13 protein-coding genes are annotated in these 26305 nt (G+C 62.8%); 5 read left to right on the plus strand and 8 right to left on the minus strand.

The window, feature by feature from the left end; all coding sequences use genetic code 11:
• Nucleotides 1–53: 53 nt before the first annotated feature.
• A complete protein-coding gene (locus J3P81_RS13755) occupies nt 54–971 on the minus strand; it encodes a LysR substrate-binding domain-containing protein (protein ID WP_434559151.1) in 918 nt (305 codons plus the stop codon).
• Nucleotides 972–1032: 61 nt separating this feature from the next.
• Nucleotides 1033–2637, minus strand: coding sequence for an alpha,alpha-trehalase TreA (gene treA, locus J3P81_RS13760; RefSeq protein WP_434559153.1), 1605 nt, complete (start codon nt 2635–2637; stop codon nt 1033–1035).
• A 147-nt stretch (nt 2638–2784) separates the two neighbouring features.
• On the opposite strand from treA, the gene J3P81_RS13765 reads away from it, so the two are divergent.
• Nucleotides 2785–4086, plus strand: a complete 1302-nt coding sequence (locus tag J3P81_RS13765) for an SDR family oxidoreductase (protein WP_434559155.1) — start codon at nt 2785–2787, stop codon at nt 4084–4086.
• 20 nt (nt 4087–4106) lie between these two features.
• Here the strand turns inward: J3P81_RS13765 and J3P81_RS13770 are convergent, their stop codons facing one another.
• Nucleotides 4107–6107 carry a sigma-54 interaction domain-containing protein gene (locus J3P81_RS13770; RefSeq protein WP_434559157.1) on the minus strand — a complete coding sequence of 667 codons (2001 nt, stop codon included), beginning with the start codon at nt 6105–6107 and terminating at the stop codon, nt 4107–4109.
• A gap of 179 nt (nt 6108–6286) precedes the next feature.
• Between J3P81_RS13770 and J3P81_RS13775 the strand changes: the two genes are divergently transcribed.
• Genes J3P81_RS13775 through J3P81_RS13785 form a run of 3 tightly spaced genes read left to right on the plus strand, consistent with a single transcriptional unit; the run spans nt 6287 to nt 9083 of the window.
• Nucleotides 6287–7309 (plus strand): Gfo/Idh/MocA family oxidoreductase, encoded by a 1023-nt coding sequence (locus J3P81_RS13775; protein ID WP_434559159.1) that lies wholly within the window; start codon nt 6287–6289, stop codon nt 7307–7309.
• The gene (locus J3P81_RS13780; RefSeq protein WP_434559161.1) at nt 7306–8097 is read left to right on the plus strand and encodes a TIM barrel protein; all 792 of its coding nucleotides are present in this window, start codon (nt 7306–7308) and stop codon (nt 8095–8097) included. The genes J3P81_RS13775 and J3P81_RS13780 overlap by 4 nt, the downstream gene beginning before the upstream one ends.
• A gap of 59 nt (nt 8098–8156) precedes the next feature.
• Complete coding sequence (locus J3P81_RS13785; protein WP_434559163.1) at nt 8157–9083, plus strand: sugar ABC transporter substrate-binding protein; 927 nt, start codon at nt 8157–8159, stop codon at nt 9081–9083.
• A 153-nt stretch (nt 9084–9236) separates the two neighbouring features.
• Here J3P81_RS13785 and J3P81_RS13790 read toward each other — a convergent pair whose 3' ends face one another.
• The gene (locus J3P81_RS13790; RefSeq protein WP_434559165.1) at nt 9237–10667 is read right to left on the minus strand and encodes a diaminobutyrate--2-oxoglutarate transaminase; all 1431 of its coding nucleotides are present in this window, start codon (nt 10665–10667) and stop codon (nt 9237–9239) included.
• Nucleotides 10668–10715: 48 nt separating this feature from the next.
• On the minus strand, nt 10716–10919 hold the full coding sequence (locus J3P81_RS13795; protein ID WP_420763725.1) for an MbtH family protein: 204 nt from the start codon (nt 10917–10919) through the stop codon (nt 10716–10718).
• Between the two features lie 199 nt (nt 10920–11118).
• On the opposite strand from J3P81_RS13795, the gene fhuF reads away from it, so the two are divergent.
• Nucleotides 11119–11847, plus strand: a complete 729-nt coding sequence (gene fhuF, locus J3P81_RS13800) for a siderophore-iron reductase FhuF (RefSeq protein WP_434559167.1) — start codon at nt 11119–11121, stop codon at nt 11845–11847.
• 18 nt (nt 11848–11865) lie between these two features.
• Here the strand turns inward: fhuF and J3P81_RS13805 are convergent, their stop codons facing one another.
• The 3 genes from J3P81_RS13805 to J3P81_RS13815 are packed head-to-tail and all read right to left on the minus strand — an operon-like array spanning nt 11866 to nt 26302.
• The gene (locus J3P81_RS13805; protein ID WP_434559169.1) at nt 11866–13509 is read right to left on the minus strand and encodes a cyclic peptide export ABC transporter; all 1644 of its coding nucleotides are present in this window, start codon (nt 13507–13509) and stop codon (nt 11866–11868) included.
• Complete coding sequence (locus J3P81_RS13810) at nt 13506–17288, minus strand: non-ribosomal peptide synthetase (RefSeq protein WP_420763722.1); 3783 nt, start codon at nt 17286–17288, stop codon at nt 13506–13508. The genes J3P81_RS13805 and J3P81_RS13810 overlap by 4 nt, the downstream gene beginning before the upstream one ends.
• Nucleotides 17285–26302, minus strand: a complete 9018-nt coding sequence (locus tag J3P81_RS13815; RefSeq protein ID WP_434559171.1) for an amino acid adenylation domain-containing protein — start codon at nt 26300–26302, stop codon at nt 17285–17287. Before J3P81_RS13815 ends, J3P81_RS13810 begins: the two co-directional genes overlap by 4 nt.
• Nucleotides 26303–26305: the final 3 nt, after the last annotated feature.

Genomic DNA, 26305 nt, shown 5'->3' on the forward strand with positions numbered 1-26305 from the left:
CCACTGAGCAAGACTGTGGGAGCGAGCCTGCTCGCGAAAGCGGTGCTGCTCTCCTACCCAGCCGACAAGTCCCGAAAACACGTCTCAAGAAATTCAACGCAAACCCGCAGCTTCGCCGACTGACTGAGCCGGGTAGGATACACCGCCCAGACGTTGGCGCTTTGCGAATACGCCGGCAGCACCTGAACCAACCGCCCCTGTTCAAGCAGGGGCCCGGCGTCCCACATCGAGCGCAGCAGGATCCCGCCGCCACTCAACGCCCATTCCAGGACAATCTCGCCGCTGTTGGAGGACAACGGGCCGCCGATGCGCACAGTCTCCTGCACCCCATCCTTGCTCAAGGTCCAGATGCCGAAGGCGTTGTCGCGCTCCTTGAGCACCAGGCAATCATGGTCCTTGAGGTCATCGAGCGAACGCGGTGTGCCCCGTCGTTCCAGGTACCCGGGGGCTGCGCAGAGCACGCGCCGATTGCTCACCAGCTTGCGGCCCAGGTGTTGCCCTGGCAGGTCATCACCGACGCGGATCTCAAGGTCGAACCCCTCGCCAACGATATCGACGACGCGGTCGAACACATCCAGCCGAATGTCGAGGCCAGGATACGTCTGCGACAGCTTGCCGATTGCCGGCGCGACATGGTTGCGGCCAAAACCAAAGCTGCTGCAGATATGCAACGAGCCGGTGGGCTGATGGCGAGCCCGGGCGATATCACCGACGAACTCATCGAAATCCCCCAGCAGCTTTTCGGCCCACACCCGCACGCGCTCGCCGTCGTCGGTCAATGCGATGCGCCGGGTCGTGCGATGCAGCAGTCGGGTAGCGAGCGTCGACTCCAATACCGAGATGCGCTTGCTGATATAGGCCGGTGAATAGCCCAATGCCTCGGCCGCGCTGGCAAAGCCATTCTTTCGGACGACAGTCAGAAAGACCTTCAGGTCCTCCGGCAAGGGGAATTGATCACGGGTTGTGTTCATCGGCGCTACCGCAGCGCTATTCTTCGCAATTTCGCGAAGAATAGCACTGAAGCGGCCCGGCTCAACCGCCGTATTTGCCCAGCAATTTAAGCGTCACGCCGTTCGTCCAGCCAAAGCCATCCTGCAATTCATACTCGCCCCCGCCCCCACCGTCGCCTTGGCCGGACAAGTCGTACTTCTCGACCAGTTTGTCTTCCTTGCGGTAGAGATCCTGGACCTGTTGCAGAAAACGGCTGCCAACCTCCCTGGCCAGGTCGGTTTGGCCGTAGCGCTCCAACCCCTCGACCGCCACCCATTGCAGGGGCGCCCAGCCATTGGGTTCATCCCACTGCTGGCCGTTATTGACCTGGGTGGTGGCGATGCCGCCGGGACGCAGCAAGCCCTTGCGCACGGCGTCGGCAGTGCGGTTGGCGCGTTCGCTGGAAGCCAGGCCGGTATAGAGCGGGAACAGCGTCGCGGCAGTGAGTGCCGGGCGCTGCCGGTTCTGCTGCCAATCGTAGTCCACGTAATAACCGCCTTCGGCGTTCCACAGGTACGTCTCGATGGCGCGCTGGCGTTGCTCGGCCCGTTGCCCATAGGCTTGGGTACACGGCGTGTTCCGCACCGTTTCACAGGCCTTGGCGATGGTGCGCTCCAAGTGATACATCAGGCTGTTCAGGTCCACGGGTGCGATGGAGGTCGTGCGAATGGTCGCCAGGTTTTTACCGTCTCCCAGCCAGCGGGAACTGAAATCCCAGCCGCTTTCAGCGCCTGCGCGCAAGTCGCGCCAGACTTCTTGCTTGGGCCTGTCGGCTGCCTGTTCAGCGGTCTTGACGTCCTGCAGCCACGACTCCTGACGAGGCGTGGGGCTGGCGTCCCAATAGCGGTTGAGCACGCTGCCATCGGCAAGCTTGACGACGTGTCGCCCAGCCTCACCCGGCTTGAGGGTCTGCGCCCCTTCCATCCAGTAGGCATATTCTTTTTGCAGTTGCCCAAGGTAACGCCCGTAGGCCTGCTCGCCCTCGATATGCGCCTGCAATTCCACCATATAGGCAAAGAATGGCGGCTGCGATCGGCTCAGGTAGTAGGTGCGATTGCCATTGGGAATGTGGCCGTAGGTGTCGATCATGTAGGCAAAGTTGTCGGCCATCTGGCGAACCTGCGTCTGGTCACCGCTTTGCTCCAACCCCAGCATGGTGAAATACGAATCCCAGTAATACATTTCTCGGAAACGCCCGCCTGGCACGACATAGGGCTGCGGCAACGGCAATAGACTGCTGTATTGCGGAACCTCGGTGTAGGTTCGGCTGAGCACCGGCCAGAGATTGTCGATGTGTTCCTTGATCGGCGCGCCGGGTTTTGGGGTCGGGCTCTCAGCCTGGCCTGACTCGACGAAGTTGTCCTTCACGAACGCGTTGAGATCGAAATCGGCACTGTCGCGGCGGGCCAGGTAATCGGCGCGAATCTGCGAGGGGTCGCGCTTGGGCAGCGCATCGACGAAGTGCTTTTGGTCAGTGAACAACTGTTTGCCTTGCACCGCCTCAAACAACTCGGGATAGGCCTGGTCGGGCGGCACGGGGGTGCGACTTCGCGCGTCCTCGTAGCTCCATGTCGCAGGCGATTGGCTTGAGCATGCTGCGCACAGCAACGCGGTGAAGGACAGGCTGGCGAGATAAACAGAACGCATCTGAGGCTCCTTGATGTGATCACTTCCTACAGCAATGACTGAAGAAAATGAGCCTCGGTTCACTCGAACTTCCTTTCCTCACTTCAATGGAACCCCCGTTTCACCCTCGCTCTCTATCGCAGAACCAACAGAGCGGAGGTGTTGATCATGATTTCCCCGGCAACCGGAATGAGGACGGGCGAACGCTATGCCGTCGAAAGCGTCGAGCGAGCGCCACATTTCCCCGGCTTTTTCCTTGATGGAAAGTATTACCTGGGCCCAGAACTGAACACCGCGGTGGGCTGGCTGGAGGGCGAAAAGTTTGTCTATGACCAACTCGATCCCGAGGGCGAGCCGGTGTACCCGGACAGGGTCGCCGGCACCGTCCAGGACCTGACGCTGATCATGGCGGACGGGGTGCGCCTGAAGCTTTCGCCCATGCAGCCCGAGATCCATCAGCCGACAGGCGAAACCGCCCCGAGCCGTAAGACGACGTCGTATCCCTTGTCGGAGAAACTGGTGGTCATCACCGGCGCTTCGAGCGGGATCGGCCGCGCCACCGCCCAGGCGTTTGCCAGGCAGCGCGCACGCCTGGTCCTGGCGGCACGCGACCGTGCGGCGCTCGATGAGGTCGTTGCACAATGCCAGGCCCAGGGAGCCGACGCGTTGGCGGTGTGCACAGACGTCACCAGCAGTGAGCAGATGCAGGCGCTTGCCGCCGAAGCCGCAACGTTCGGTGACGGTCGCATTGACATCTGGATCAACAATGCCGGCGTGGGTGCGGTAGGCAGCTTCGAGCAGACGCCGCTCGATGTGCATGAGCAGGTCCTGCAAACCGATTTGCTTGGCTACCTGCGCGGCGCCTACGTGGCCTGGCCGTATTTCAAGAAGCAACAACGCGGCATCCTGATCAATACCCTGTCGTTAGGCAGTTGGGTCGCCCAGCCTTACGCCGCCGCCTATTCCGCCAGCAAGTACGGACTGCGCGGGTTGTCCGAAGCCTTGCGCGGTGAGTTGGGGGAATACCGGGACATCCACGTCTGCGACATCTATCCCGCGGTCATCGATACGCCGGGTTTTCGCGATGGCGCCAACTTCACCGGCCACGCGCTGAAGCCACCACCACCGGTCTACGACCCCCATCGCGTCGCCGAGGCGATGGTCAGTTGCGCACTCAACCCCAAGCCCACCACCACCGTGGGCAGCGCCGCGACACTGGCAAGGATGGCGCATTTTCTTGTGCCCGGGTTTGCGCAAATCTCCGGCTGGCTGACACGCCGGGGCCTGGATCGCAGCCCGGCAATGGCTTCATCCTCCGGAAACCTGTTCTCCCCGCCCAGCGGCCAGCGACGTGTCGAAGGCGGTTGGCGCAAGCCGACGCGGCGATCCGCGCCCCTGCTGGTGGCGGGCGCCGCATTGTTGATTGGTGGGTGCCTGGTGGCGCTGGGTCGGGAACGAAGTCGTCGCTGAAGCGGCGTCTGGGTATTGGCTCAGGCCAATCCCGAACGGAACGCTTCCACCTTGAGCCCGAATCGGTTCATCTTGTTGTACAAACCGCCACGGGAAACGTTCAACTGCCGGGCGGCCAGGCGGATATTGCCCCGCGTGTCCCTGAGGGCCGCGATGATCGCGTTCATTTCATGGGTACCTAGATCCACGGCTGCCCGGGGCTCGGGGGCAAAATGCCGGGCCGATGGCTGTCCTCCCTGCCTGATCTCCAACGCAAGATCACTCGCTTGGATCAGCTCGGTGGCAGCCAGGTTGGTCGCGCGCTCAATGACGTTTTCCAGCTCACGGACGTTGCCCGGCCAGTGGTAGGCGCCCAAGAGCTCCAGCGCCTCCGGGGACAGGTCGCGCATGGGTTTTCGCAGCGACCGGGCGCAACGCGCAAGAAAATGCCGTGCCAGCATCGGCACGTCTTCGCGGCGCATGCGCAGGGGCGGTACCGTCAGGCCCAGCACGTTGAGGCGGTAATAAAGATCTTCGCGAAAAGCCCCTTCGGCCACGGCCTGGCTCAGGTTGCGATGGGTCGCAGCGATGATGCGCACGTTCACCCGCAACGATTTTTTCGCCCCCACCCGAGTGACTTCGCCTTCCTGCAGGACACGCAGCAAGCTGACTTGAGCATCGAATGACATGTCGCCGATTTCGTCGAGAAAGATCGTCCCGCCGTCAGCCAATTCGAACTTGCCCGCCGAACCGCCACGCACCGATCCGGTGAACGCGCCTTCGACATGGCCGAACAGTTCACTCTGGACCAGGTCGCGAGGAATGGCCCCGCAATTGACCGCAACGAAAGGTCCGCCGCAACGCTCGCTGCCATTGTGGATGGCCTGGGCAAACAGTTCCTTGCCGGTGCCGCTCTCCCCGAGAATCAGCGTGGTCGAATCGCTGCGGCTGGCGATTCGAGCCAGGTGCAATGCGTCCTGGATGGCGCGTGAATGGCCCTGGATGGTTTCGAAGGTATAGCTGGCCTGGGTACCCATGATGCGCCGGGTAATCTCGCGGATGCGCCGGTTCTCGCGCAATGAAACAATGCGACCGCCCTGCTCCAGGGGACAGACCGACACCAGGCAGGCCAGGTGGCTGCGATCGTGCAGCTCAAACGTACAGTCCAGGTCCCGTACTCCTTCCCCGGCCCTGCGCAGGATTTCATCGCTCAGTTCGGTCTGGCCCAGGCTCTGGAACGGCTTGCCCAGCCAGGCAGGGTCGACACGAAACAATTGCCGGGCGTAATGGTTGAGGGCCTTGATATCGTTTTTTTCATCCAATACGACCAAGCCCTCGTTGAGCACTTCCAAAACCGTTTGTTGTTCTTCCAGCAACGCTTGCAGCGCCATTTGCCTGGAAACAGCTTCGGCTGCAGCCTGGACGGTGCCCAAGGTGTGGAAGTGAAACCAGCCGGGCTCGGCCGTTAGGGTCAACATGGCCAGGGTCCGGCCGTGGGCATCGCGGATGGGCGCGGCGGCACAATGCATCTGCCGCTGGCGCAGGCCGGCGCCGAAATTCTCGCCAGACAGCACGTATACCAAGCGGTCTTCAACCAGCGCCAGGCCGGTGCAATTGGTGCCCTGTACCGATTCAAGCAAGCGACTGCCGATGGGTGTGAGGTCCAAGCCACAGAAGTACAAGGTGGTGCCCTGGGCATCCGTGAGGTTGATATGCCCGTTGGGATTGTAGGCAAGCAGGCCGCGCATGACCTGCGCCGCCGCGGCGGTCAACAGTCGATTCGCCGCCAGTGTGGCGGTCAGCTCGGCAGGCGAGACAAAACGGTACTCGCCGTCTGCCGAGTCGAGGCCGGCATCGACGCTACGCTGCCAGGAACTCCAGATAACCTGCCGGACACCTTCAGGACGCTCGGTGACGCCGCTCAAGCAGGCTCGCCAGGCTTCATCCAGCGCCGGGCTTGATCCCCCATTCAATGACGCAGGCCCCAGGGCAGTCAGGTAATCACGGTCTTCAACGCTCAACGTCATCGGCTGTGTGTTCATGGCGGGCTCTATGTACATGCTTTTGACATGTCAGTATAGGCATGTCTTCTAAATGGACACATGCAATCACAAAGCACCCATAAAACCCTTTATTTTCAGACTGTTAACAATTGGCACAGCCCTTGCTCCCGGCAATGCACCGACACCGAGTCGCGAACAACAATAAAAGGGAGTCTTTCATGGGTACGTCAAAAACCGTCCGCCTGGGTCTTATCGGTGCGGGTCGCATGGGCAGCTTTCACGGCCTGACCGCCGCTCGCCACATCCCCGGCGCATACCTTGCCGCCATTGCCGATCCTACCCCCGGCCAGGCCGAGCGCCTGGCCGCAGAACTGGGCGTAGGGAAGGTTCATACCGATCCACAACAGTTGCTGAATGACCCGGATATCGACGCGGTGCTGATCGCCGCGCCAGCTCGCAGCCACGCCGAACTGGTGATTAGCGCGGCGCAGGCGGGCAAAAGCGTTTTCTGCGAAAAACCCATGGCCGTCACGCTGGAGGAAGCCGATCGGGCCATTGCCGCCGCTGCCGATGCGAGGGTGACGCTGCAAGTCGGCTTCAACCGGCGCTTCGCCAAGAGCTTCCGCACCGCGCACCTGGACGTGGTCGCCGGCCGAATCGGCACGCCACAGCTTCTGCGTTCGCTGACCCGCGACCCGGCGCTGAACAATCCCGCCGCCTCGCCGCAGTGGGTCATTTTCCTGGAGACGCTGATCCACGACTTCGACACCCTGCGCTACCTCAATCCGGGTGCCGAAGCGGTCGAGGTGTTCGTCATGGCCGACGCGTTGATCGCGCCCGACTTCAAACACAAAGGGTTCCTCGACACGGCGGTGGTCACGATCCGATTCGACAACGGCGCCATCGCCACGGCCGAGGCCAACTTCCAGGCGGTCTACGGCTACGACGTCCGCGGCGAAGTGTTCGGCAGCGCCGGCATGCTGACCATGGGCAGCGTCAACGACAGCGACTTGCTGCGCTACCTGGCAAGTGGCGTCCAGGCCGATACCCAGCGCATGGACACCGACTTGCTGCGTGACGCCTACGTGACCGAACTCAATCACTTCGTCAATTGCGTACGCAGCGGTGAAAAGCCCCTAGCCAGCGGTGAGGACGCCCGGGCCGCGCTGGCGATTGCCCGTGCCTGTATCGAGTCTTTCCAGCAAGGCAAAGCGGTGCGTGTCCAAGGGGCGCTGTCATGAGTCTCGTACCGTTCAAGCTGGCGGTCAGCGCGGAGATGGTGTTCCTCGACCTGCCCTTTATCGAACGCGTCAAACGCATCCATGCGCTGGGCTTCAGCGTCGAGATATGGAACTGGACGACCAAGGACATCCCCGCCCTCGCCGCGACGGGCGCTGACTTTACCTCGATGACCGGCTACATCACGGGCAACCTCACCGACCCCGAGGACATCCGGCAACTGCTGGACAGTGCCCAGGAGTCCCTGGGTGTCGCCGCGCAATTGAATTGCCCGAGCCTGAACCTGCACGGCACCGGCCTGGGGGACCAGGGTCTGCCGGTCAAACCCGTGGCCCAGGCCACCGGCCGCATGTGGTTGAGCGCCTGCAAGACCCTGGAAAAAATCGCCCGCCTGGGGGAAGACGCCGGCCGGGTATTCCTGCTGGAAAACCTCAACACCGAAGTCGACCATTCGGGCACGCCTTTCGCTCGCGCCGACGACACTCTGGCGCTGATCGAAGCCGTAGGCAGCCCGCATCTGAAAATGAATCTGGACCTCTATCACGCGCAGATCGGCGAAGGAAACCTGACCGAACTGATCCAGCGCGCCGGCGGCGCCATCGGTGAAATCCAAGTCGCCGATGTGCCTGGCCGCATGGAGCCCGGCACTGGCGAAATCAATTATCCGGCGATTGCCAGGGCGTTGTCCGGCATGGGATACAGCGGTGTCGTCGGCCTCGAAGGATGGGCCAGCGGAGACAGCGAGCGGGCGCTTGAGCGATTCAGGCGGGCCTTCACGCTGGATGAGTAAGGCCCGTGCAGAACATTTATGGATGACGTTCACTCCATAACAACAAAAGGAAAACCATCATGCGTCGTTGCACACTGCTGTTCGCCACGCTGCTCCTGCTCTTCAGCCAATGGGCCTCCGCCGACTATCGCATCGGCGTCAGCATCGCCAGGGTCGACGATAACTTCATGACCTATGTGCGTAACGGCCTGGACGAGGCCGCCAAGAAGGACAACGTCCAGATCCAGTTCGAGGACGCCCAGGGCGATGTGGTTCGCCAGCTCAACCAGGTCCAGGGCTTCATCAACCAGAAAGTGGACGCGGTCATCGTCCTGCCGGTCGACACCTCCGCCACCGCCAATATCACCCGTGCCGCAGTCGAGGCGAAGACGCCACTGGTCTACGTCAATCGGCACCCGGACGAGCGTACGCTGCCCAAAGGGGTGGTCACGGTGGCGTCCAATGACATCGAGGCTGGCCAATTGCAGATGCGTTACCTCGCCGAAAAGCTCGGTGGCAAAGGCAACCTGGCGATCATCATGGGTGACCTCGCGCAAAACGCTACCCACGACCGCACCGAAGGGGTCAAGCAAGTGCTCAAGGACTTTCCCGGCATCAAGATCGTCGAGCAGCAGAGTGCCGAGTGGCAACGCAACAAGAGCATGGACCTGACCAGCAACTGGTTGCTCGCCGGCAGCCGGTTCGATGCCATCGTCGCCAACAATGACGAGATGGCCATCGGTGCGGCCATGGCCTTGCAACAATCCGGCAAGGCCAAGGGCGAGGTTGCGATTGTCGGAATTGACGGCTTGCCGGACGGCCTGGCGGCGATCAAGCGCGGGATGCTAGTCGCCTCGGTATTCCAGGACCCTAAGGCCCAGGCGACCAGCGCGGTGCAGGCAGCCATCAAGATGATCAAGGGCGAGCCGGTCGAGACAGAAGTCTGGGTGCCCTTCCAGTTGATCAAGCCTGAACAACTGGCGGTGTTCGAGCAGCGTTACAAGTAGCAGTAATCACCTGAGAAAATGATGGCTCCGTGGCGAGGGAGCTTGCTCCCGCTCGGTTGCGTAGCAGCCGCAAGATTTCGGGGCCGCTGCGCCCGAAGCGTCGGACCGACCCAGCGGGAGCAAGCTCCCTCGCCACGAGTGAACAGCGCTGGATCAAGCGATGTGCAACGCTCGGCCCTTGGTCTCGGCGAGGGCGTTGTTCAATGCAACACGGAACAGTTCGACCAGCACATCAATCTCGTCGGCCTGGATGATCAGCGGCGGCAGGAATCGCACCACGGCGCCGTGACGCCCGCCCAGTTCCAGGATGACACCCAGGCGCAGGCATTGGCGCTGGATGGCCTGGGCCAATGCGGTGTCCGCAGGAGGAACACGGCTGTCGCTCGGGGTGTCGCTGACGACTTCCACGCCCACCATCAACCCCCGACCGCGCACCTGGCCCAGGCAAGGGTAGTCGCCCTGCAACTGGCGCAGTTGCTCCATCAGGCGCTGCCCCATGGCATCGGCATGTTCTGGCAGGTTTTCGCTGATGATATGGCGCAATGTCGCGGCACCTGCAGCCATCGCCATCTGGTTGCCACGGAACGTGCCGGCATGGGAACCGGGCTTCCAGGTGTCCAGCTCTTCGCGATAGACCATCACCGCCAGTGGCAGGCCGCCACCGATGGCTTTGGACAGCACCAGAATGTCTGGCTCGATATCGGCATGCTGGAAAGCGAACAGCTTGCCGGTACGACCCAGGCCGGTCTGCACTTCGTCGATGATCAGGGCCACGCCGTATCTGCGAGTCAATTGACGCAAGCCCTGGAGCCAGCGTACCGGTGCCGGGATCACCCCGCCCTCGCCCTGCACCACCTCCACGACCACTGCCGCCGGCGGCAACACGCCCGATTCCGGGTCGCTCAGCAGTTGTTCGATGAAGTGCAGCCCGGCATCGATGCCAGCGTCACCACCGATGCCGAACGGACAACGGTAGTCGTAAGGGTACGGCAGGAATTGCACGTCGGCCATCAGCGAGCCCAGCGCCTGTTTCGGCCCCAGGTTGCCCATCAGGCTCAATGTCCCCAGGGTCATGCCATGATAGCCGCCGGAGAACGTCAGGATCGGCTTACGCCCGGTGGCGATTCTCGCCAGTTTGAGGGCCGCCTCGATGCCATCTGCACCCGTCGGCCCGCAGAACTGTATGCGCGCGTGACGCGCGAAGTTTTCCGGCATGGCATTGAAAAGGTCCTCGACAAAGCGATCCTTGACCGGCGTCGTCAGGTCCAGGGTGTGCAAGGGCAAGCCGGAATCGAGCGTCTGGCGCATCGCCGCAATGGCCACCGGGTGGTTATGGCCCAGCGCCAAGGTTCCCGCGCCGGCGAGACAGTCCATGAACAATTGCCCCTGCGTGTCGCGAACATAAAGGCCGTGAGCCTCTTGCAGGGCCAGCGGGATGCGTCGCGGGTATGAACGCGCATTCGATTCCCGGGCCGCCTGGCGTTGCAGGTACGGATTGGTATTCAGTTCGCGAGGCGCCTGTTGGCGGAACTGCTCCAGCGTGAAGGTGGCGCTGGATGATGAGCGGGGCTGGACACTTTCCATTTTGACTCCCTGAGATGAGAACGCTGTCGTGGGCGATCAGCCCTGTCCTTATGCCTGCATTGCCTGGCGCAGGCTCAGCGGGCGCATGTCGGTCCAGACTTTCTCGATGTAGGCCAGGCACTCTTCCTTGCTGCCCTGCATGTCTACGGTGCGCCAGCCATCGGGCACACTGCGGTAGTCCGGCCAGATCGAGTACTGCTCCTCTTCGTTGACGACAACCAGAAACCGCGTATCCGGGCTATCCAAACTCATTGCTTGCTCCTTGACTGGCATGACGGGAAAGATCGCTACGATACAATACAAATAGTATCGATTCTCATTAATATTTTATAAATCTTACATGGCTTGCCTGCTTCAACACCCACGAGCAGTCGCAAGACGGTGGTGCGCTGTTTATACTTCGCCCCTTCTGGACGATAACGTCTCTCAATTCGCGGTCACGGATGAGTCAATGATTCCCAGCCTTGCTCCGCTGTTCACCGGGCCGCTCGCGGCCTTCGAAGAAAAACTGCAACTGCGCAGCCACTCGCCCACCGTTCTGTCGGTGGAACTGTTCTTCCAGCGCGAGACGTTCAGTCAGTTCGTCGACGAGCTGCTGGCGCGCTACAAGACCGATGAACGCCTGGCCCTGGTGTCGCTGTGGTCCAAGTGGTATTTCAGTACCTTCCTCGCGCCGGTGATGGGCGCCAACCTGTTGCTGCAACGGGACCTGCCAGTCGCTCTGAACGATGTTGGGTTGAAACTCGGCGACGACGCCAGGCCACAGGCCTTACATGTTCGCGACGCCGGGCAACCACTGCCCGAATGCACAGCCTTTGAACGGTTCCATACGCTGGTCGAACAACACCTGGAACCGGTCATCGACACGCTGGCCAGTGTCAGCCGCGCATCGCCCCGCTTGTTCTGGAGCAATGCCGGCAACACCTTCGAATTCGTCACCACGCGGATCGACCTGCATCCGCTGGCCAATCCCGAGAGCACCCTGCCCGCCCGGCAAATCCTCACTGCCCGCCTGCGCCCCGATGGTCGGCGCAACCCGCTGTTCGCCCCCGTGCGTTACCACGATATCGGCAAGGACGAGCCGCAGCGCCTGCGGCGAATCTGCTGCATTCGGTATCGCCTTCCCAGCGTCGGCTATTGCAGCAGTTGCCCCCTCGATGAATGCAAGCGGCAGCATTGAAGCGCCTGATCGCGCCGATCATTTTGCCAATTGAAAGGGATTCTCCGTCGCCCGGTCGTAATCGACGAGGTGGCCGTAGTCGAGACGATAGACCCGGTCCGCCACGTCGAAATAACGGTCGTCATGGGTGATCGCGATGACCGTCTTGCCGGCCGCTTTGAGCTCGGGCAGCAATTCGTTGTAGAACACATGGCGGAACACCGGGTCCTGGTCGGCCGCCCACTCGTCCAGCAGGAACACTTCACGGCCTTCCATCATCAGCAACAGTAAGGCCAGGCGCTTGCGCTGGCCCTGGGACAACGCGGTGGTGGACAGGCGTCCAGCGGCGAATTCAACCTTGTGGGCCAGCCCCAGGCGCTCCAGATAATGGTCCACCCGAGCCTCCAGCCCTTCATGGTCGCCCGCCTCGCCCAACACATCGGCGAACAGATAGAAGTCGGCAAAGATCGCGGCGAAGTGCTCGCGATGCCATTCGCTGGTGCTGGCATCGAGCACCACGCCGTTGAGTGAAACTTCCCCGCAAGCGGGCACATAGAGCCCGGTCAGCAGCTTGGCCAGGGTCGACTTGCCACTGCCGTTGCCCCCCACAATGAAGATCAACTCGCCGCGCCGGATCGTCAGGTCGATCGGTCCCAATTCAAAGGCAAATTCCTCGTTCCTGCCGGCATACCGGTAATGCACGTTCGACAGACGCAGATCACGAAACGGCTGCGCTGCTTGCGCGGACGCCTTGAACTCTACCGTCTCGCCCAGTGCCAGGGCATCAATGGCCTGTAAAGCGACATGACCACGAATGACAGCGGGAATAGCGTCGAGGATCATCGAGATCGGCGTGCGCAGGAACATGATCGCCAAGACGTAGCCCACCACCACCTGCTGGCTCAGCAATCCCAGCCCCTGGCCAAGGAAAAACAGCGTGCCGATCAGCACGAACACCAGCAACGTCGTCCAGTTCAGGTTGACGGCCCACAAAGTGTCAGCGCGTACCGATGCGTCCAGCGACGCCCGGGCGATGGGTTCGAGCTTGCGTTGATAGAGCAAATGCCGACGCTCCCGGCTCAGGCCCAGTTCGCAGCGCCCCTGGATGGCGGCTTCGAACTGCTCGGTGAGTTGGTCGTCCTGCTGCCGGACCGCCTGCATCAAGGTCTTGACCTTGCGCCCGAGCAGCACGTCGAGGCCGACGCCAGCGGCGATTACTGCCAGCGTCAGGCCGAAGAACGGCAGGCTCAACCACGCCATATAGGCCAGCCCCGCCAACAGCAGCAAGCCGTTGTACAAGGAAATCGGCAATTGCTTGAAGGCCGTGGCGACGGTGGTCACGTCCTTGGTCAGGGCGTTGTAGATGCGTGGGCTGCCCAACCGTTCGATGCGTTCCAGCGCGGTGCCCAGCACCTTGCCCACCAGCCGCAAGCGCAGCTGGTACACCAGCCGATGGCCGATCTGCACCAGCAGCCATTGCGCGGTGACCCCGCTGATGAACAACAGCACCAGCAGGCCACCGAACAGCAGCAAGCCCTGGCCGAGGTCATTGAGACCTTGTTCCAGGCAGCGGTTGATGTAGCCGATCAGGCCGATACTGGTGGCCGCGCTCAGGGCACTGCTCAGCACCGCTAGGAAAATGCGCCATCGCGCGTTGTGCAGTAATTCTCTCAATAACATCATGGGACCGACACCACCTTGGCAGAGGTTTGCAACAGTAAAGGCAGCAGGTTTTCGACCAGTCGCGGCTCGCCGAGCATCTCATGATGCCCCACGTCCAGCGTCCACTGGCTAACCGGTTGGCGCGCGTGGACTTGCCATTGTGCGCGCAAGTCGCCGTGGGCATTGCCGCGCCACAACCAGACTGGCACGTCAACGGTTGGCAAGGCCTGCTCGTACAAACGGGTCTTGATCGCGCGATATCGCGCCATCAGCGCCAGCAGTTCACCATCCGCCGCTTTCCATTGCAGGTGCCCGCGCACCTGTTCATCGTCGAGCAGCCGGGCGACACCCTCGGCATAGTCGAGGCCGGCCAACAGGCCCGTCAACCGTTCCCGTAGCGACTCGCCGATCGGCTGGCCGTGGCTGCGGCAATAAAACGCGAAATCGGCAATCAACTGGCCCGCTTCGTCGCCCTCGCCGGCCAGGCTGCGCTGAGCATCGTGATCGAGCAACACCAGGCCTTCGACGCTGAAGCCGCTGGCTTGCAGATGCGGCACCAGCAACAAGGCCAGGCGCGCGGCCAGGCTCCAGCCCAACAACACCATCGGTCGCTGTTTGAGCTGGACCGGGATACTCGCCACGTATTGCTGCAACAGCGCATCCATATCGCCGTGGGCCCAGTCATTTTCAAGGGCGGCCAGGCCAAAGACGGCCACTTCGCCGCGCAGGTTTTCCACCAGCGGCTGGTAAGCCTGCAGGTGCCCTTGCGCACCATGCACCGCCAGCAAGGCCGGTGCGTGCGGATCGGCGTCGCTCAAGATCTTAAAGGGGCCGCTGCCGATATCGTCCAGGTCCTGCACCAGATCACGCACCGTATGCCGCTCGAACAACAGATTGGTCGGCAGGTTGAGGCCCAACCGTTCACGGATCAGCGACACCACTTTGATCGCCGCCAGCGAATGCCCGCCAACGTTGAAGAAATTGTCCGTTACGCCGAGGTCGTCGACCCCCAACACGTCACACCAGATCGCAAGGACCACCGTCTCCAACTCCCCCTCCGGCTTCACCCGCGTATTCTGCAATCGCTGCCGGGCCCGTTCGAGCAGGTGCTTACGATCGAGCTTGCCGTTGCTGTTCAGAGGCATGGCCTTCAACGCAAAGATACCGCTGGGCAGCATGTAATCCGGCAATTGACGAGCCAAGCTGGCGCGCAACGGATCCGTCCCCTGGAACTGAACATCGTCCGTGACTACAAATGCCAGCAACCGCCCGAGATCGCCTTCGCCATCCAGCAGCACAGCGGCTTGCAAGACGCCCGGCTGGGCGAGCATCGCCTGCTCGACCTCCGCCAGCTCAAGGCGAAACCCACGAATTTTCACCTGCTGGTCATTGCGCCCCAGAATGCGCAGGGCCCCATCGGCCTGGCGTAAGACCAAGTCACCGGTGCGGTACAGGCGATTGCCGCTGGCAGGATCTACACCGAAGGCCTCGCCACCGACATTGCCGACGTATCCCCTGCCGACACTGGCGCCACTGATGTACAACTCGCCAGCCTGGCCGGGCGGCACTGGCCGTTGCTGCTCGTCAAGCAGATGAATACGGTTGGCACCCAACACTTGATTCAACGCGCAACCAGTCACGCCCTGCGCAAGATCAATGGCTCGCCACAACACCCCGACGGTGGTTTCGGTCGGGCCATAGTGGTTATATAGTCGGCAGGCCGGCTCGGCCTGGGCCAAGCGTGTCAGCAACGCCTCGCCAATCGGTTCCCCGCCCAATACCAGCACCTGGCGAGGCAGTACGCCGACGGCTTGCTCGCCCATCAAGGCTTCGAGGTGCGATGGGACGATTTTCAGCACGTCGAGGGGATAACGCCTTAGCTCCTCGGCAAAGGCCTGGGCGTCGGTCACCGTCGACTGCGCCAGCACATGCACACAACCGCCCTGCAGCCACGCCGGGAACAACACGGTATTGCCCAGGTCCGCGAGCAGCGAGGACACCAACCCATAATGCCCGCCCTCGGGCAGTTGCAGTGCACGGGTTACTTGGGTGACGTAATGGCGCAATTGCCCTTGTTCGATCTGCACCCCTTTTGGCTTGCCGCTGGTGCCCGAGGTGTAGAGCACGTAGGCCAGGTCTTGCGCGGTGCCGGAGTGCGATGTAGCTGACACAGGCCCTTTGCTTGCCTGGGACCAGCACAGCGTCCGGGCCGACGTGTCAGGCAAGAGGCCCTCCAAGTGCAGGAGTAACGCAGGTTGGGCGTCATCGAGTACCGCAGCCAGCCGCAGCGGCGGCTGTTGGGGATCCAAAGGCAGATACGCGGCACCGACCTTGAAACAAGCGAGCATCGCAACCAGCATCTGCGCGCCGCGTGGCAGATACAGCCCCACCACGTCGCCGCGGCCCACGCCCGCCTGATCCAGGCTGCCGGCGACGCGGTCACTCAAGGCATCGAGTTCAGCGTATGAGAGAAATTGGTCGGCATACCGCAGCGCCGGGCGATCCGGGTGTGCCTGGGCGTGCCGGCGCAGGGCAACGATGATGTCAAGGTCCGCTCCGAGGTCAGGACGCGGCGAGGACACCAGCGACTCCTCGGGCAGACACGCATCCATGCCATCGATAAGCTCATTGGGCGACTGCATCAGTTGGCCGAGCCAATGCTTGACACGCTTGAGCAGCGCCTGCATCTGCTCCTCGCGATACACCCCGCAATCATACGCCAACGCCAGCTCGCCATTGCCCTGGGTGTGGAGGGTCAACTGAAGTTGCAGCTCGATCGGCGTGTCAAACGAGAGCCACTGCAACGCGTCCGGTTGCGGCACTTGCAGAACCTGCAATCCTGCCTGGAAACTGGCTCGCCACTCTGGCAACAACTGCGCCTGGCCGACGTATTCCTGCCAGTCGACGGCACTCTCCAGTTGCCGGGCCATTTGCCGGGCCAGGTTGACCAGGGTGCTGTGCTCGGACATTTGCATCACCATCGGCAACGTCTGTTCGAACACACCAAACGCGCCGGTCAGTTCCTCGTAGTTATCTCGAGGGTCATGCTGCAAACCCAGTTGGCCCTGCCGTTGGCCATTGAGCCTGCCGAGCAATGATCCCCAGGCCGCCAAGACCAACTGCTCCTCAGCGATACCTTCCTGCTCGGCCAGGGCGGTCAGCCCCGTCACCTCGCTTTGCGCCAACTCCTGACGGACGACGGCATGACGGCCACTGGCGATGCCATAACGTTCGACCAGGCGCATGCCCGGGATGTCCTGCAAGGCCAGGTTGCGCCAGAACTGTGCGCCCTGCTCAGCGTCTTCATCCAGTTGCAGGCCGTTGATCCACTCGACGTAGTCCACGTACTGCATGGGCTCGTCATCCAGCGGCGCGGCGCGGCCCAGCAAATGCTCGCGCAACTGGACCAGGCTGCGCGCGTCCAGCGAGTAGGCCGGGACCGCCAGCAACAATTGATCATCGAGCAGCCAAGCCAGCACGTCGGGCTGTTCGGCCTGGCAGCGACGCCGCGCCTCTTCCAGCCAATCCTGCTCATCGTGACCGTCGGTTGCGCGCCCCAGGCGCCAGTCAAGGCGCAATGCCTGAGGTTCGATCACCCTTTGGCGCAGCCCGGTGGCGCCCAGTGGCCGCTCATAGCGCAAGCGCAGCGCTTGATGCTGCGCCAGGCTGTCGCGCAAGCGTTGCTCGACGATGCCTTCGGGAACGCCTGTCAGTACCATGCGCACCCAGCGCCAGGCGTGTGGGTTGGCCTGGGCCAGTTGTTTCTGCTGGGGTGAAAGCGTGAGTCCAAGGTCCATCATGGCGTCAACTCTTCAAGTGTCTCTTCGGTCTGCGCCGGCGCGGCCATGACTTGCTGGCGGGCATAGATTTCCCCCATGGCGACCACGATTTTGCGCTCGCCCTCGAACGGATCCCGAGCATGGGCCGCTAGCATGTTATCAAGCATCACCACGTCGCCCTGTTGCCAGTCGAAGCGCACGGCACAACGGTCGTAGGCGGCATTGATGGCATCGATAGCCGCTGGTTCGAGCTCCGAGCCGTCCCCATAAAACACTTGCCTGGGCATTGCCGATTCGCCGTCGCGCAGGAATTGCTCGCGAACATCCTCATCGAGCAATGCCGGGTGGTACAGCTGGATCTGGTTGAAGAAGCTTTCTTCGCCCGTCAACGGGTGCAGGATCACCGCCGGGCACACCTGCCGGGTGTGCAGGTCATTGGCGCCGCGCCACTGGAACTCGATGTTGCTCTCACGACAGATCCGCTCGACGTCGGCTCGGTCCTCGGTCTGGAAGAAGTGCTGCCAACTAACGTCCAGGCTGGTGCTGAAATTGCGCACGTACATCAGTTGTTTGCTCCGTAGGTTCGCCTGCAACCACGTCGGCAATTCGCGGTAGACCTGGCGACTGTCAACGATTGGCGTCGCGCCCCCGGACGTCGCGGGCGTCTCGCAGTAGAACCACTGCCGACGTGGCCAGCGGTGCTGATGCGCGCTTTCGTTATGGAACAGGATCATCCGGTCCTTGGGGTATGGCGTGGACTTGTAGATGTTCTTGCCGCCTTCCTCTTTCGGCAGGTCACCGTATTGCCCGTACAGCTGCGGGCACAGCGCCTGGCAGAACGCCTCGAAATCCGCCGGGGTCGGCAGGTCGAAGCCACGGAACAGGATGCCGCCATGCTTGCGTAACCAGTGCTCGACCTTGTCGCGGTTGGCTTGCGCCCAGATGGCCGGGGCCAGTTCGCGGTCACGCAACGAAACCAGCAACGGGAATGCCGAGTCCACTCGTAGCGGCCGGGCCTCGATGGGCTCACGGGTAGCCGCCGATCCGCCCTGGCGCATCTTGCCCAATTTGCTCATTTTGCGTTGCAGCGGGTTGTCCGTGGACATTGCAGCAGCTCCCTTCACAGTCGGCATCAAGGTATCGATAGGGGTTTGCGGCGCGGCGAGCGCGCGCTCCAGCAGCAACTCGAAGGCATCGCGCAAGCGTTCGATGGTGGCCGGACGGAACAGGCTGGTGCGGTACACCCAGCGCAGGCTGAGCGCGTCGCGGTCTTCGCTGGCGAACAGCGCCATGTCGAACTTGGAGTGGTGCTGCTCGCCCGTCAACGGCTCGACCTGCAGATCGCCCAGTTGGCGCTGTTGACGCGGCGTGTTGTCGAGCACGAAGAGTGTCTGCAACAGTGGATGCACATTGGCCACCCGCGGCAATTCCAGGCATTCGACCACGCGTTCGAACGGCGTGTCCTGCCAGGCGAACGCTTGCAGGCATAACTCGCGGACTTGCATGGCCTGCTCATGGAAGCTCAGTTCCGGTTGCACGCGGATGCGCAAGGCCAGCAGGTTGACGAAGAAGCCGATCAGCGATTCGGTGGCCGGATGGTCGCGGTTCGCCACGTCCGTGCCAATCACCAGGTCGCGGCCTTGTGTCTCACGTTGCAGCACGGCTGCATAACACGTCAGCAGCACCATGAAAGGCGACATGCCGCTGTCCTGGGCAAAGGTTTTCAACCGGCCCACCGTGGCGGGCGACAATTGGAAATCCACCGCCGCCCCGGCACCGCTATCACGCTCCGGACGCGGGAAATCGAATGGCAATGGCACCTGCGCGGGAATCCCCGCCAGGGTCCTTCGCCAGAACTCCAAGCCTTCCCTTTGACGCAACTGGACCGCCGCCGAACCTTGCCAAACGGCGTAGTCGACGTATTGGATCGGCAGCGCTTCCTGGGTTGGCAGCACGCCGGTGCTGTAGGCCTCGTAACCTTCGATCAGCTCATCGACCAACACCGCGCCGGACCAACCGTCGGAGGCAATGTGGTGCATGACCATTTGCAGTACATGCTCCTGTTCGCCGAGGCGATACAGGACCACCCGAAGCGGCGCTTCGCTGCCGAGGTCGAACGGTCGCAGCGCCATGTCCCGGGCATCGAGTGACCACTTCGATTCGCTCGACGGCAGGCGTTGCAAAGCCACCGCCAATTGCGGGTGGATTCGCTGGCGCAACTCGCCGCCGCACTGGTGATAGGTGGTGCGCAGGATGGCATGTCGATTCACCAACCGTTGCAACGAACGCTCCAGGGCCTGGTTATCCAGTTCCCCACGCAAGCGCACGTTGCTACTCATGTTGAAGCTGCTGTCGACCTCATCCAGTTGTTGCATCAACCAGACCCGTTGCTGCGCCGAGGACAAGGGTTGATCGATGCCTTGGTCAACCACCGGAATCGTCACCGACGCCAGATCCTGCTCAGCGGCGAGGCCCTCGATTCGCTCGGCCAGTCGCGCCAGCACCGGTGTTTCGAACAGCCAGCGCAATGGCACCTCGAAGCCCTGTTCCCGCAGGCGCCCGCGTACCTGGGCCGCCATCAGGGAATGCCCGCCCAATTGGAAGAAATGTCCGTCGGGTGGGACGTCCCGCACGTTCAGCACCGAGGCCCAGATCTGCGCCAGCATCCCCTCGCCGGCCGACAGCGGGCGCCCGGTTGCTGGCGCGCTGCCGACAACCGATTGCAAGCGCGGCAGTTGTCTGCGATCGACCTTGCCATTGCTGTTGAGCGGCAGTTGCTCAAGCGCCTGCAGGTGCGTCGGCACCATGTAGACCGGCAAGCGCGCCTGCAAATAGTCTCGAACAGCTGCCTCACCAGGTGCATCGTCAGGATTCGCCACCCAGAATCCGGCCAACTGCTCGCCTTGCACGGCCACCACCGTTTGCAGCACTTGAGGATGGCTGAGCAGGACGGCTTCGATTTCCCCCAGTTCGATGCGATAGCCACGCAACTTGATCTGGTCGTCGGTGCGTCCGAGGTAGTACAGCTGGCCGTCGGGCTGCCAGCGCGCCAGATCGCCGGTGCGGTACAAGCGACCACCGTTACCGAACGGGTCGGCAATGAAGCGCTCTGCGGTCAGCCCCGGCTGCCCGGCATAACCCCGGGCCAGTCCGTCACCGGCGATATAGAGTTCACCGACGCAGCCTGGCGGCACTTCACACAGGTATTCATCGAGAACATGGCAGCGGGTGTTGAGCAACGGCCGGCCTATCGGGGCGACGGGCAATTGAAGTGTGTCGATCGGCGTCTGGGTCGACCACACCGTGGTCTCGGTCGGGCCGTAGACATTGATCAAGCGCGCCACGTGCTGCTTCAGCTCGCTGGCCAGCTCCTTCGGCACCGCCTCGCCGCCGGCCAGGGCCACTCGCCCTTCCAACACCCGGCGGTCGCCTTGCAACAACATCGCCCAGGTAGCGGGCGTGGCCTGGATCAGGTCAACGGACCGTTCGTCAATCAAGCGTGCAAGCAGCAGCGGATCCTGGCGCTCGTCCTCGTCCGCCAGGACCACCGAGCCGCCACGCACCAGCGGCAGGCAGAGCTCCAGGCCACAGATGTCGAAAGTGACAGTGGTCAAGGCCAGGTAACGCTGCACGTTATCCAAGGGCAGCGCCTGCTCCATGGCGAGCAGGAAATTGGCAAAGTTGCCACGGCTGATCTGCACGCCCTTGGGTTGCCCGGTCGACCCCGAGGTGTAGAGGGTGTAGGCCAGTTGCCCGAGGTGCGTCGCCAATCCAGGCGCCTGGGTGGGAAATTGCGCCAATGGCAGATCTGCCCACAGGCAAACACGTAGGTCGGCAGGCCAATCCCCTGTCGTCGAATCGCAAAGCAGCATATGTGGCTGCGCCCGGTTGAGCACTTGCGCCTGGCGGGCCGGTGGATGGGCGCGGTCGAGTGGCAAATAGGCGGCACCGGCCTTCTGGATGCCCAACATGCACACCAACAGGCGTTCATCCCGAGGCAGGCAGAAGGCAACCAACGATTCAGGCCCGACGCCCTGGGCCAGCAACCAATGAGCCAAGCGGTTAGCCTGGGCCTCCAGCGCGGCATAGCTCAATTGGCGGTCGGCGCAGTAGACGGCGATGCACTCGGGATGCACAGCGGCTTGCACTTCGAAACGCGTCACCCAATCCGCTTCGCCTTGCAAGGGCAACGACTTCCCGGCAGTCGCCAAAGTCGCAACCGAACGCAGCGGGATTTCCAGCAGGCGCGCATCAATATCCTGGCCCGACAGGCTGGCGAGCAATGCCTGGTAATCCTCTACCAACCGGCGAGTGATGTCGGGCCGCAACAATGCCGTCGCGTATTCGACGATCAAACCGGTGCTGGCCTCGGCACCGCGACCCTGGGTGAACAGGTTGAACGTCAGGTCGAATTTGGCGCTCACCACGCCACCCGGCAGCGCCAAAGCCTGGGCACTGATGCCGGGCAGGTTCAGGCTGCGGGAATCCTGATGGTCGACCTGATAGTTGAACATCGTCTGGAACAGCGGCGTGCGATCCAGGCTGCGCTCTACATACAGCACTTCCAATAACTGCTCGAACGGCAGCGATTGATGGGCCAGGTCCTCATTCAGCGTGCTGTTCAGGGCCTGGACGAATGCTTGCAGGCTCTGGCGGCCGTCGATCTGGACACGGTGGGCCAGGGTGTTGACGAACAACCCGACTAACGCCTGGCTCTGGACTGACTCACGCCCCGCCACCGGCAAGCCGATGGCGAAATCACTGCGCCCGCCGTGGCGCCAGAGCAGCAACTGATAGGCCGCGAAATACAGCACGAACGGCGTGACGCCTAGCGCCCTCGCCCGCGCCTCGACCGCAGTGCTCAGCGAACCGGGCAGCACATATTCGTCTCGCGCTCCACCGAACGCCTGCACCGCCGGCCGCGTGGATTGCTCAGGCAGCTCCAGCGGCTCGTTGCCCAGGCCTTCCAGGCGTTGTTGCCAATAGGCCAACGAATCCTTGCCATACGCGCCATCCAAGCGCTCTCGATGCGCCTTGATCAACGGCAGCAAAGCGCTTGCCGCCGGTAGGGTCTGATCTTGATAAAGCGCTGCCAGATCCTGGACCAGCAAGCCCATCGACCAACCGTCCACGGCAATGTGGTGCACGTTGAACAGCAGGCGATAGTCGCCGGGCGCCACACAAAACACATCGATGGCCAGCAGCGGACCTCGCGTGAGATCGAACACCCGCTTGGCGGCACTGGCAATGGCCGCGTCCTGTTCCGAGTCACTCAGGGCGCCGATGTCATGGACGTTGAAGATCGGTGCAGTCGTATCGCCCAGCCGCTGCCAGACTTGCCCGTGCTCTTCGAAAAAACGGCAGCGCAATGCGTCATGCCGGGTCACCAGCGCCTGACAGGCGCGTTGCAGGCGGGGCACATCCAGGTCGCCGCGCAAGGCCAACAGTTGGGTAACGTTGTAGGCGGTTTCAGCCGGGTCGAATTGCTGCATGAACCACACCCGTTGCTGGGCATGGGACAGAGCCTGCGGTTGCGCCGCGTCCTCGCACGGCGCCACGGCATCAGCGACCGGTGCGACGATCGGTGCGAGCACCTTGGCCAGTTGCCGAGGGGTCGGGTTTTCCAGCAATTGCCGGGGCATCAGGCGCAAGTCGGCCTGACGCAAGCGCGCGATCAACTGCAAGCTGAGGATCGAGTCGCCGCCCATGGCAAAGAAATCGGCGTCCGGCCCCAGGCCAGGTTGTCCGAGCAACTCGCGAAAAGCCATCAGAACCGCAAGCAATGCCGGCTCGGCGCGGCAGTCGATGCACAGGGCCATGGCCGCCAGGGTCGGATGCTGCAGCACGTCCCGCGGCTCCAGATTGAGCCCTTCCCGGGATGCCAGGCCGATCAATTGCAGGCTGAGAATCGAATCCCCGCCGAGAGCGAAAAAATCGTCCGCGCGGCCAACTGGCGCGCAGCCGAGGATCTGGCACCACAGTTGCGCCAATCGTTGTTCGGTCGCTCCGCTGGGCTGCTCGGTGGCTTCGGCGGCCGGCTCATCGATCGCCGGCTCAGGCAATGCACGTCGGTCCAGCTTGCCATTGGCAGTCAGCGGCAAAGCGTCCAGCGCCAACCAATGGGCCGGCACCATGTGTTCCGGCAGTTGCCGCTTGGCCTCGGCTTGCAGCGCCGCCAGCGCTTGGGTGGTCATCGAGGGGCTGACATACGCCACCAGTTGCGTCCGCCCTTTTACTTCACAAGCCAGCACGGCGCCTTCGCGAACCTGAGGCTGGGCGTTGAGCCAGGCGCTGACTTCGCCCGGTTCGACGCGGAACCCGCGGATCTTAGCTTGATCGTCCTGACGTCCGAGAAACACCAGGCGCCCGTCGCGATCCAGGCGAACCCGATCGCCGCTGCGATAAAAGCGTTGGCCCTGGGCCGTGACGCCGAACGCACGTGCTGTCAACTCAGGCTGGCCGAGATAGCCTTGGGCAACCTGGGGACCACCAATCAGCAGCTCACCGGCGACACCCAGCGGTACGCACCGATTTTGACCATCGACGATGCGCAACTCACAGCCGGACAGCGGCTGGCCCAGCGGCAGATACTGACCCGCTACGAACGCCTCGGAGTCCAGAATTTCACCGCAGACCACGCCGACAGTCGTTTCCGACGGGCCATAGTGATTGAAGATACGGAGTTGCGGCGCCAGTTCACGCACCTTGGCGAATAACGCCTGGTCGAACCCCTCGCCACCAAGAATCAACAGCACCTTGGGCAACACGCGACGGGCGTCGTCCAACGCCAGCAAACCGCGCAGGTGCGAAGGGGCGATCTTCAGGCAATCCGCCGGATATTGGTCGAGAAAATCGGCCCAGCCGGGCGGGTCGAAGGCCAACGACGCCGGTGGCAATACCAGCGTGTCGCCTGCGTTGAGCGCGGCGAAAACAGAGGTCAAGCCGAGGTCGGCGGCGACCGTTGCCAAGGTCGCCCAGCGGCTACCCGATTTGGCTTGCAAGCGTTGACCGACGGCATTGGCGTAATGGGCGAGGTTGGCATGCGTGACCTGAACGCCTTTCGGCTGGCCGGTCGAGCCCGACGTGTAGATCAGGTAGGCAGGCAACTGAGGCTGGCTGAGGCTTTCGTACTGGTGGACGTTCGCGTTGAGCGACCAATCGTCGGCGCTCAGCACCAGGCATGGGATGCCCACGCCAGTCTCGGGTGCTTGCGCCAATGTCAGCCACAGGCTCGCGCCGCTGTCGTGCAACAGTTGTGCGAGTCGCCGGGCTGGTTGCGCCGGGTCGAGAAACAGACAGGTGGCGCCACGCTGCCAGCACGCCAGGGTCGCCAGCACTTGTTCGGCACAGCGCGGCATGCACAGCGCGACCACCTGACCCGGCCCAACGCCCTGCGCGGCCAGCCGTGCGGCCATCGAGCGACTGGCCGCGCCGAGCGTGGCGTAATCGATGCTCTGCCCCACACTGCACAACGCCACGGCATTCGGCGTGTGCGTGGCCCAATGCAGCACCTGCTGGTCCAACGGCAACGCGATCGCGCCCAGGACCGGGCCGCGCACTTCACTCGGCGTGGAAACCAGTTGCAGGTCCGACAACCGCCGCTGCGGATGAGCCGAGCCCTCGTGGAAGATCGCCAGCAAGTCGTCGAGCATTTGCTCGACCGTGGCCGTATCGAACAATTCGTCGCTGTATTCCAGTTCGCAACGCAGCCGCGCGTCGGCGGTACGGACCATGCGCAACGTCAAGTCGAAACGCGCGTGGCGTTGCGGCGGGTCGAGTACCTCCACCGCCACGCCGGGCAAGGCCAGGGTGCGGCTTTCGGGCAGATCGACCTGGACGAACATGACCTGGAACAACGGGCTCGAACGTGGACGTTCAAGGTTTTCGAGGATGTTTTCGAAGGGCAACTGCTGATGGTCGAACGCCGCCGCAACGGTGTCGCGGGTGCGCTGCAACGCGCTGCTGAAGTCCGGATTGCCTTGAAGGCGCTGGCGAATCACCAGGGTATTGAGTAACGGCCCGATCAACGATGCCAGTTCCGGACGGTCACGTTGGGCAATCGAGGTGCCCAGGCACAGATCAGTCTCGCCGCTATAGCGCGACAGCAGGCAGGTGAATGCCGTCAGGCCATAAATGTACAACGTCACGCCATGATTGCGGATGGCGCTTTCGACTGCCGTGGTCAGTTGCGGCGGGAGCTCCCGGGCCAGGACCGCGCCACTGTGGCGACGTTGTGTGGGCGTGGGGCGCGGACGGTCCAGTGGCAACGCCATCGGCGCCGGTGCATCGGCCAGTTGGTCGCGCCAGAAATCGATATGCTGCCGGCAGCTATCGCTGTCCAGCCACTCGCGTTCCCATGCGGCGTAATCGGCGTACTGGATACTCAGTTCAGCTAACGCGGCAGGCTCGTTCGAAGCGAGTGCCCGGTAAGCCTCGGCCAGTTCCAGGGTCAGTTGTTGGGCCGACCAGGCGTCATAGGCGACGTGGTGAATGGTGAAAAAAAGCCAGGTGCAATGCTCCTGGGCATCGCTGAATGCCTTCCAGCGCCAAGGCATCGACTGCGCCAGGTCGAAGGGCTCGGCGAGTTGGCGGGCATATTCATCGGCACACCATTGCTCGTGCTCGGATGCGGCGATGGTCAACCGTTCGACGCCCGGCAAGTGCACCTGTTGTGGCTCGCAATGGGGCTGCAACTGTCCGCTGGTGTCAGGGCTGTAGCGCGTGCGCAGGATCTGGTGGCGGTCGACCACCTGCTGCATCGCCTGTTGCAAACGCGCGCCATCCAGGCGCCCATCGAAGCGCAGCACCGAGCACAGGTTATAAAGGGCCCGGCTGCTCAGGGCTTCAGCCGACAGGAAGCGCCGTTGCGCCTGCGCCAGCGGCCTGTGTTCGCCTTCGCCGAGCAGAGCGGGGACGATCGGCAGGCGCCAGCTGTCGATGCCCTTCTCGGACAGGCGTTGGCGAAAGACCTTTTTCTTCTCCGCGGGCAAGGATGCCAGCCGCTGCGCAATCTCCAGGAAAGCTTGTTGCGTCATCGT

This window comes from Pseudomonas sp. R1-6 (assembly GCF_051132115.1).
Lineage (GTDB): Bacteria > Pseudomonadota > Gammaproteobacteria > Pseudomonadales > Pseudomonadaceae > Aquipseudomonas.

What these genes read in the sequence shown, in the direction of transcription:
- J3P81_RS13755 (WP_434559151.1), bottom strand. Translation starts at nt 971, where the DNA reads ATGAACACAACCCGTGATCAATTCCCCTTGCCGGAGGACCTGAAGGTC.
- treA (WP_434559153.1), bottom strand. Translation starts at nt 2,637, where the DNA reads ATGCGTTCTGTTTATCTCGCCAGCCTGTCCTTCACCGCGTTGCTGTGC.
- J3P81_RS13765 (WP_434559155.1), top strand. Translation starts at nt 2,785, where the DNA reads ATGATTTCCCCGGCAACCGGAATGAGGACGGGCGAACGCTATGCCGTC.
- J3P81_RS13770 (WP_434559157.1), bottom strand. Translation starts at nt 6,107, where the DNA reads ATGAACACACAGCCGATGACGTTGAGCGTTGAAGACCGTGATTACCTG.
- J3P81_RS13775 (WP_434559159.1), top strand. Translation starts at nt 6,287, where the DNA reads ATGGGTACGTCAAAAACCGTCCGCCTGGGTCTTATCGGTGCGGGTCGC.
- J3P81_RS13780 (WP_434559161.1), top strand. Translation starts at nt 7,306, where the DNA reads ATGAGTCTCGTACCGTTCAAGCTGGCGGTCAGCGCGGAGATGGTGTTC.
- J3P81_RS13785 (WP_434559163.1), top strand. Translation starts at nt 8,157, where the DNA reads ATGCGTCGTTGCACACTGCTGTTCGCCACGCTGCTCCTGCTCTTCAGC.
- J3P81_RS13790 (WP_434559165.1), bottom strand. Translation starts at nt 10,667, where the DNA reads ATGGAAAGTGTCCAGCCCCGCTCATCATCCAGCGCCACCTTCACGCTG.
- J3P81_RS13795 (WP_420763725.1), bottom strand. Translation starts at nt 10,919, where the DNA reads ATGAGTTTGGATAGCCCGGATACGCGGTTTCTGGTTGTCGTCAACGAA.
- fhuF (WP_434559167.1), top strand. Translation starts at nt 11,119, where the DNA reads ATGATTCCCAGCCTTGCTCCGCTGTTCACCGGGCCGCTCGCGGCCTTC.
- J3P81_RS13805 (WP_434559169.1), bottom strand. Translation starts at nt 13,509, where the DNA reads ATGATGTTATTGAGAGAATTACTGCACAACGCGCGATGGCGCATTTTC.
- J3P81_RS13810 (WP_420763722.1), bottom strand. Translation starts at nt 17,288, where the DNA reads ATGATGGACCTTGGACTCACGCTTTCACCCCAGCAGAAACAACTGGCC.
- J3P81_RS13815 (WP_434559171.1), bottom strand. Translation starts at nt 26,302, where the DNA reads ATGACGCAACAAGCTTTCCTGGAGATTGCGCAGCGGCTGGCATCCTTG.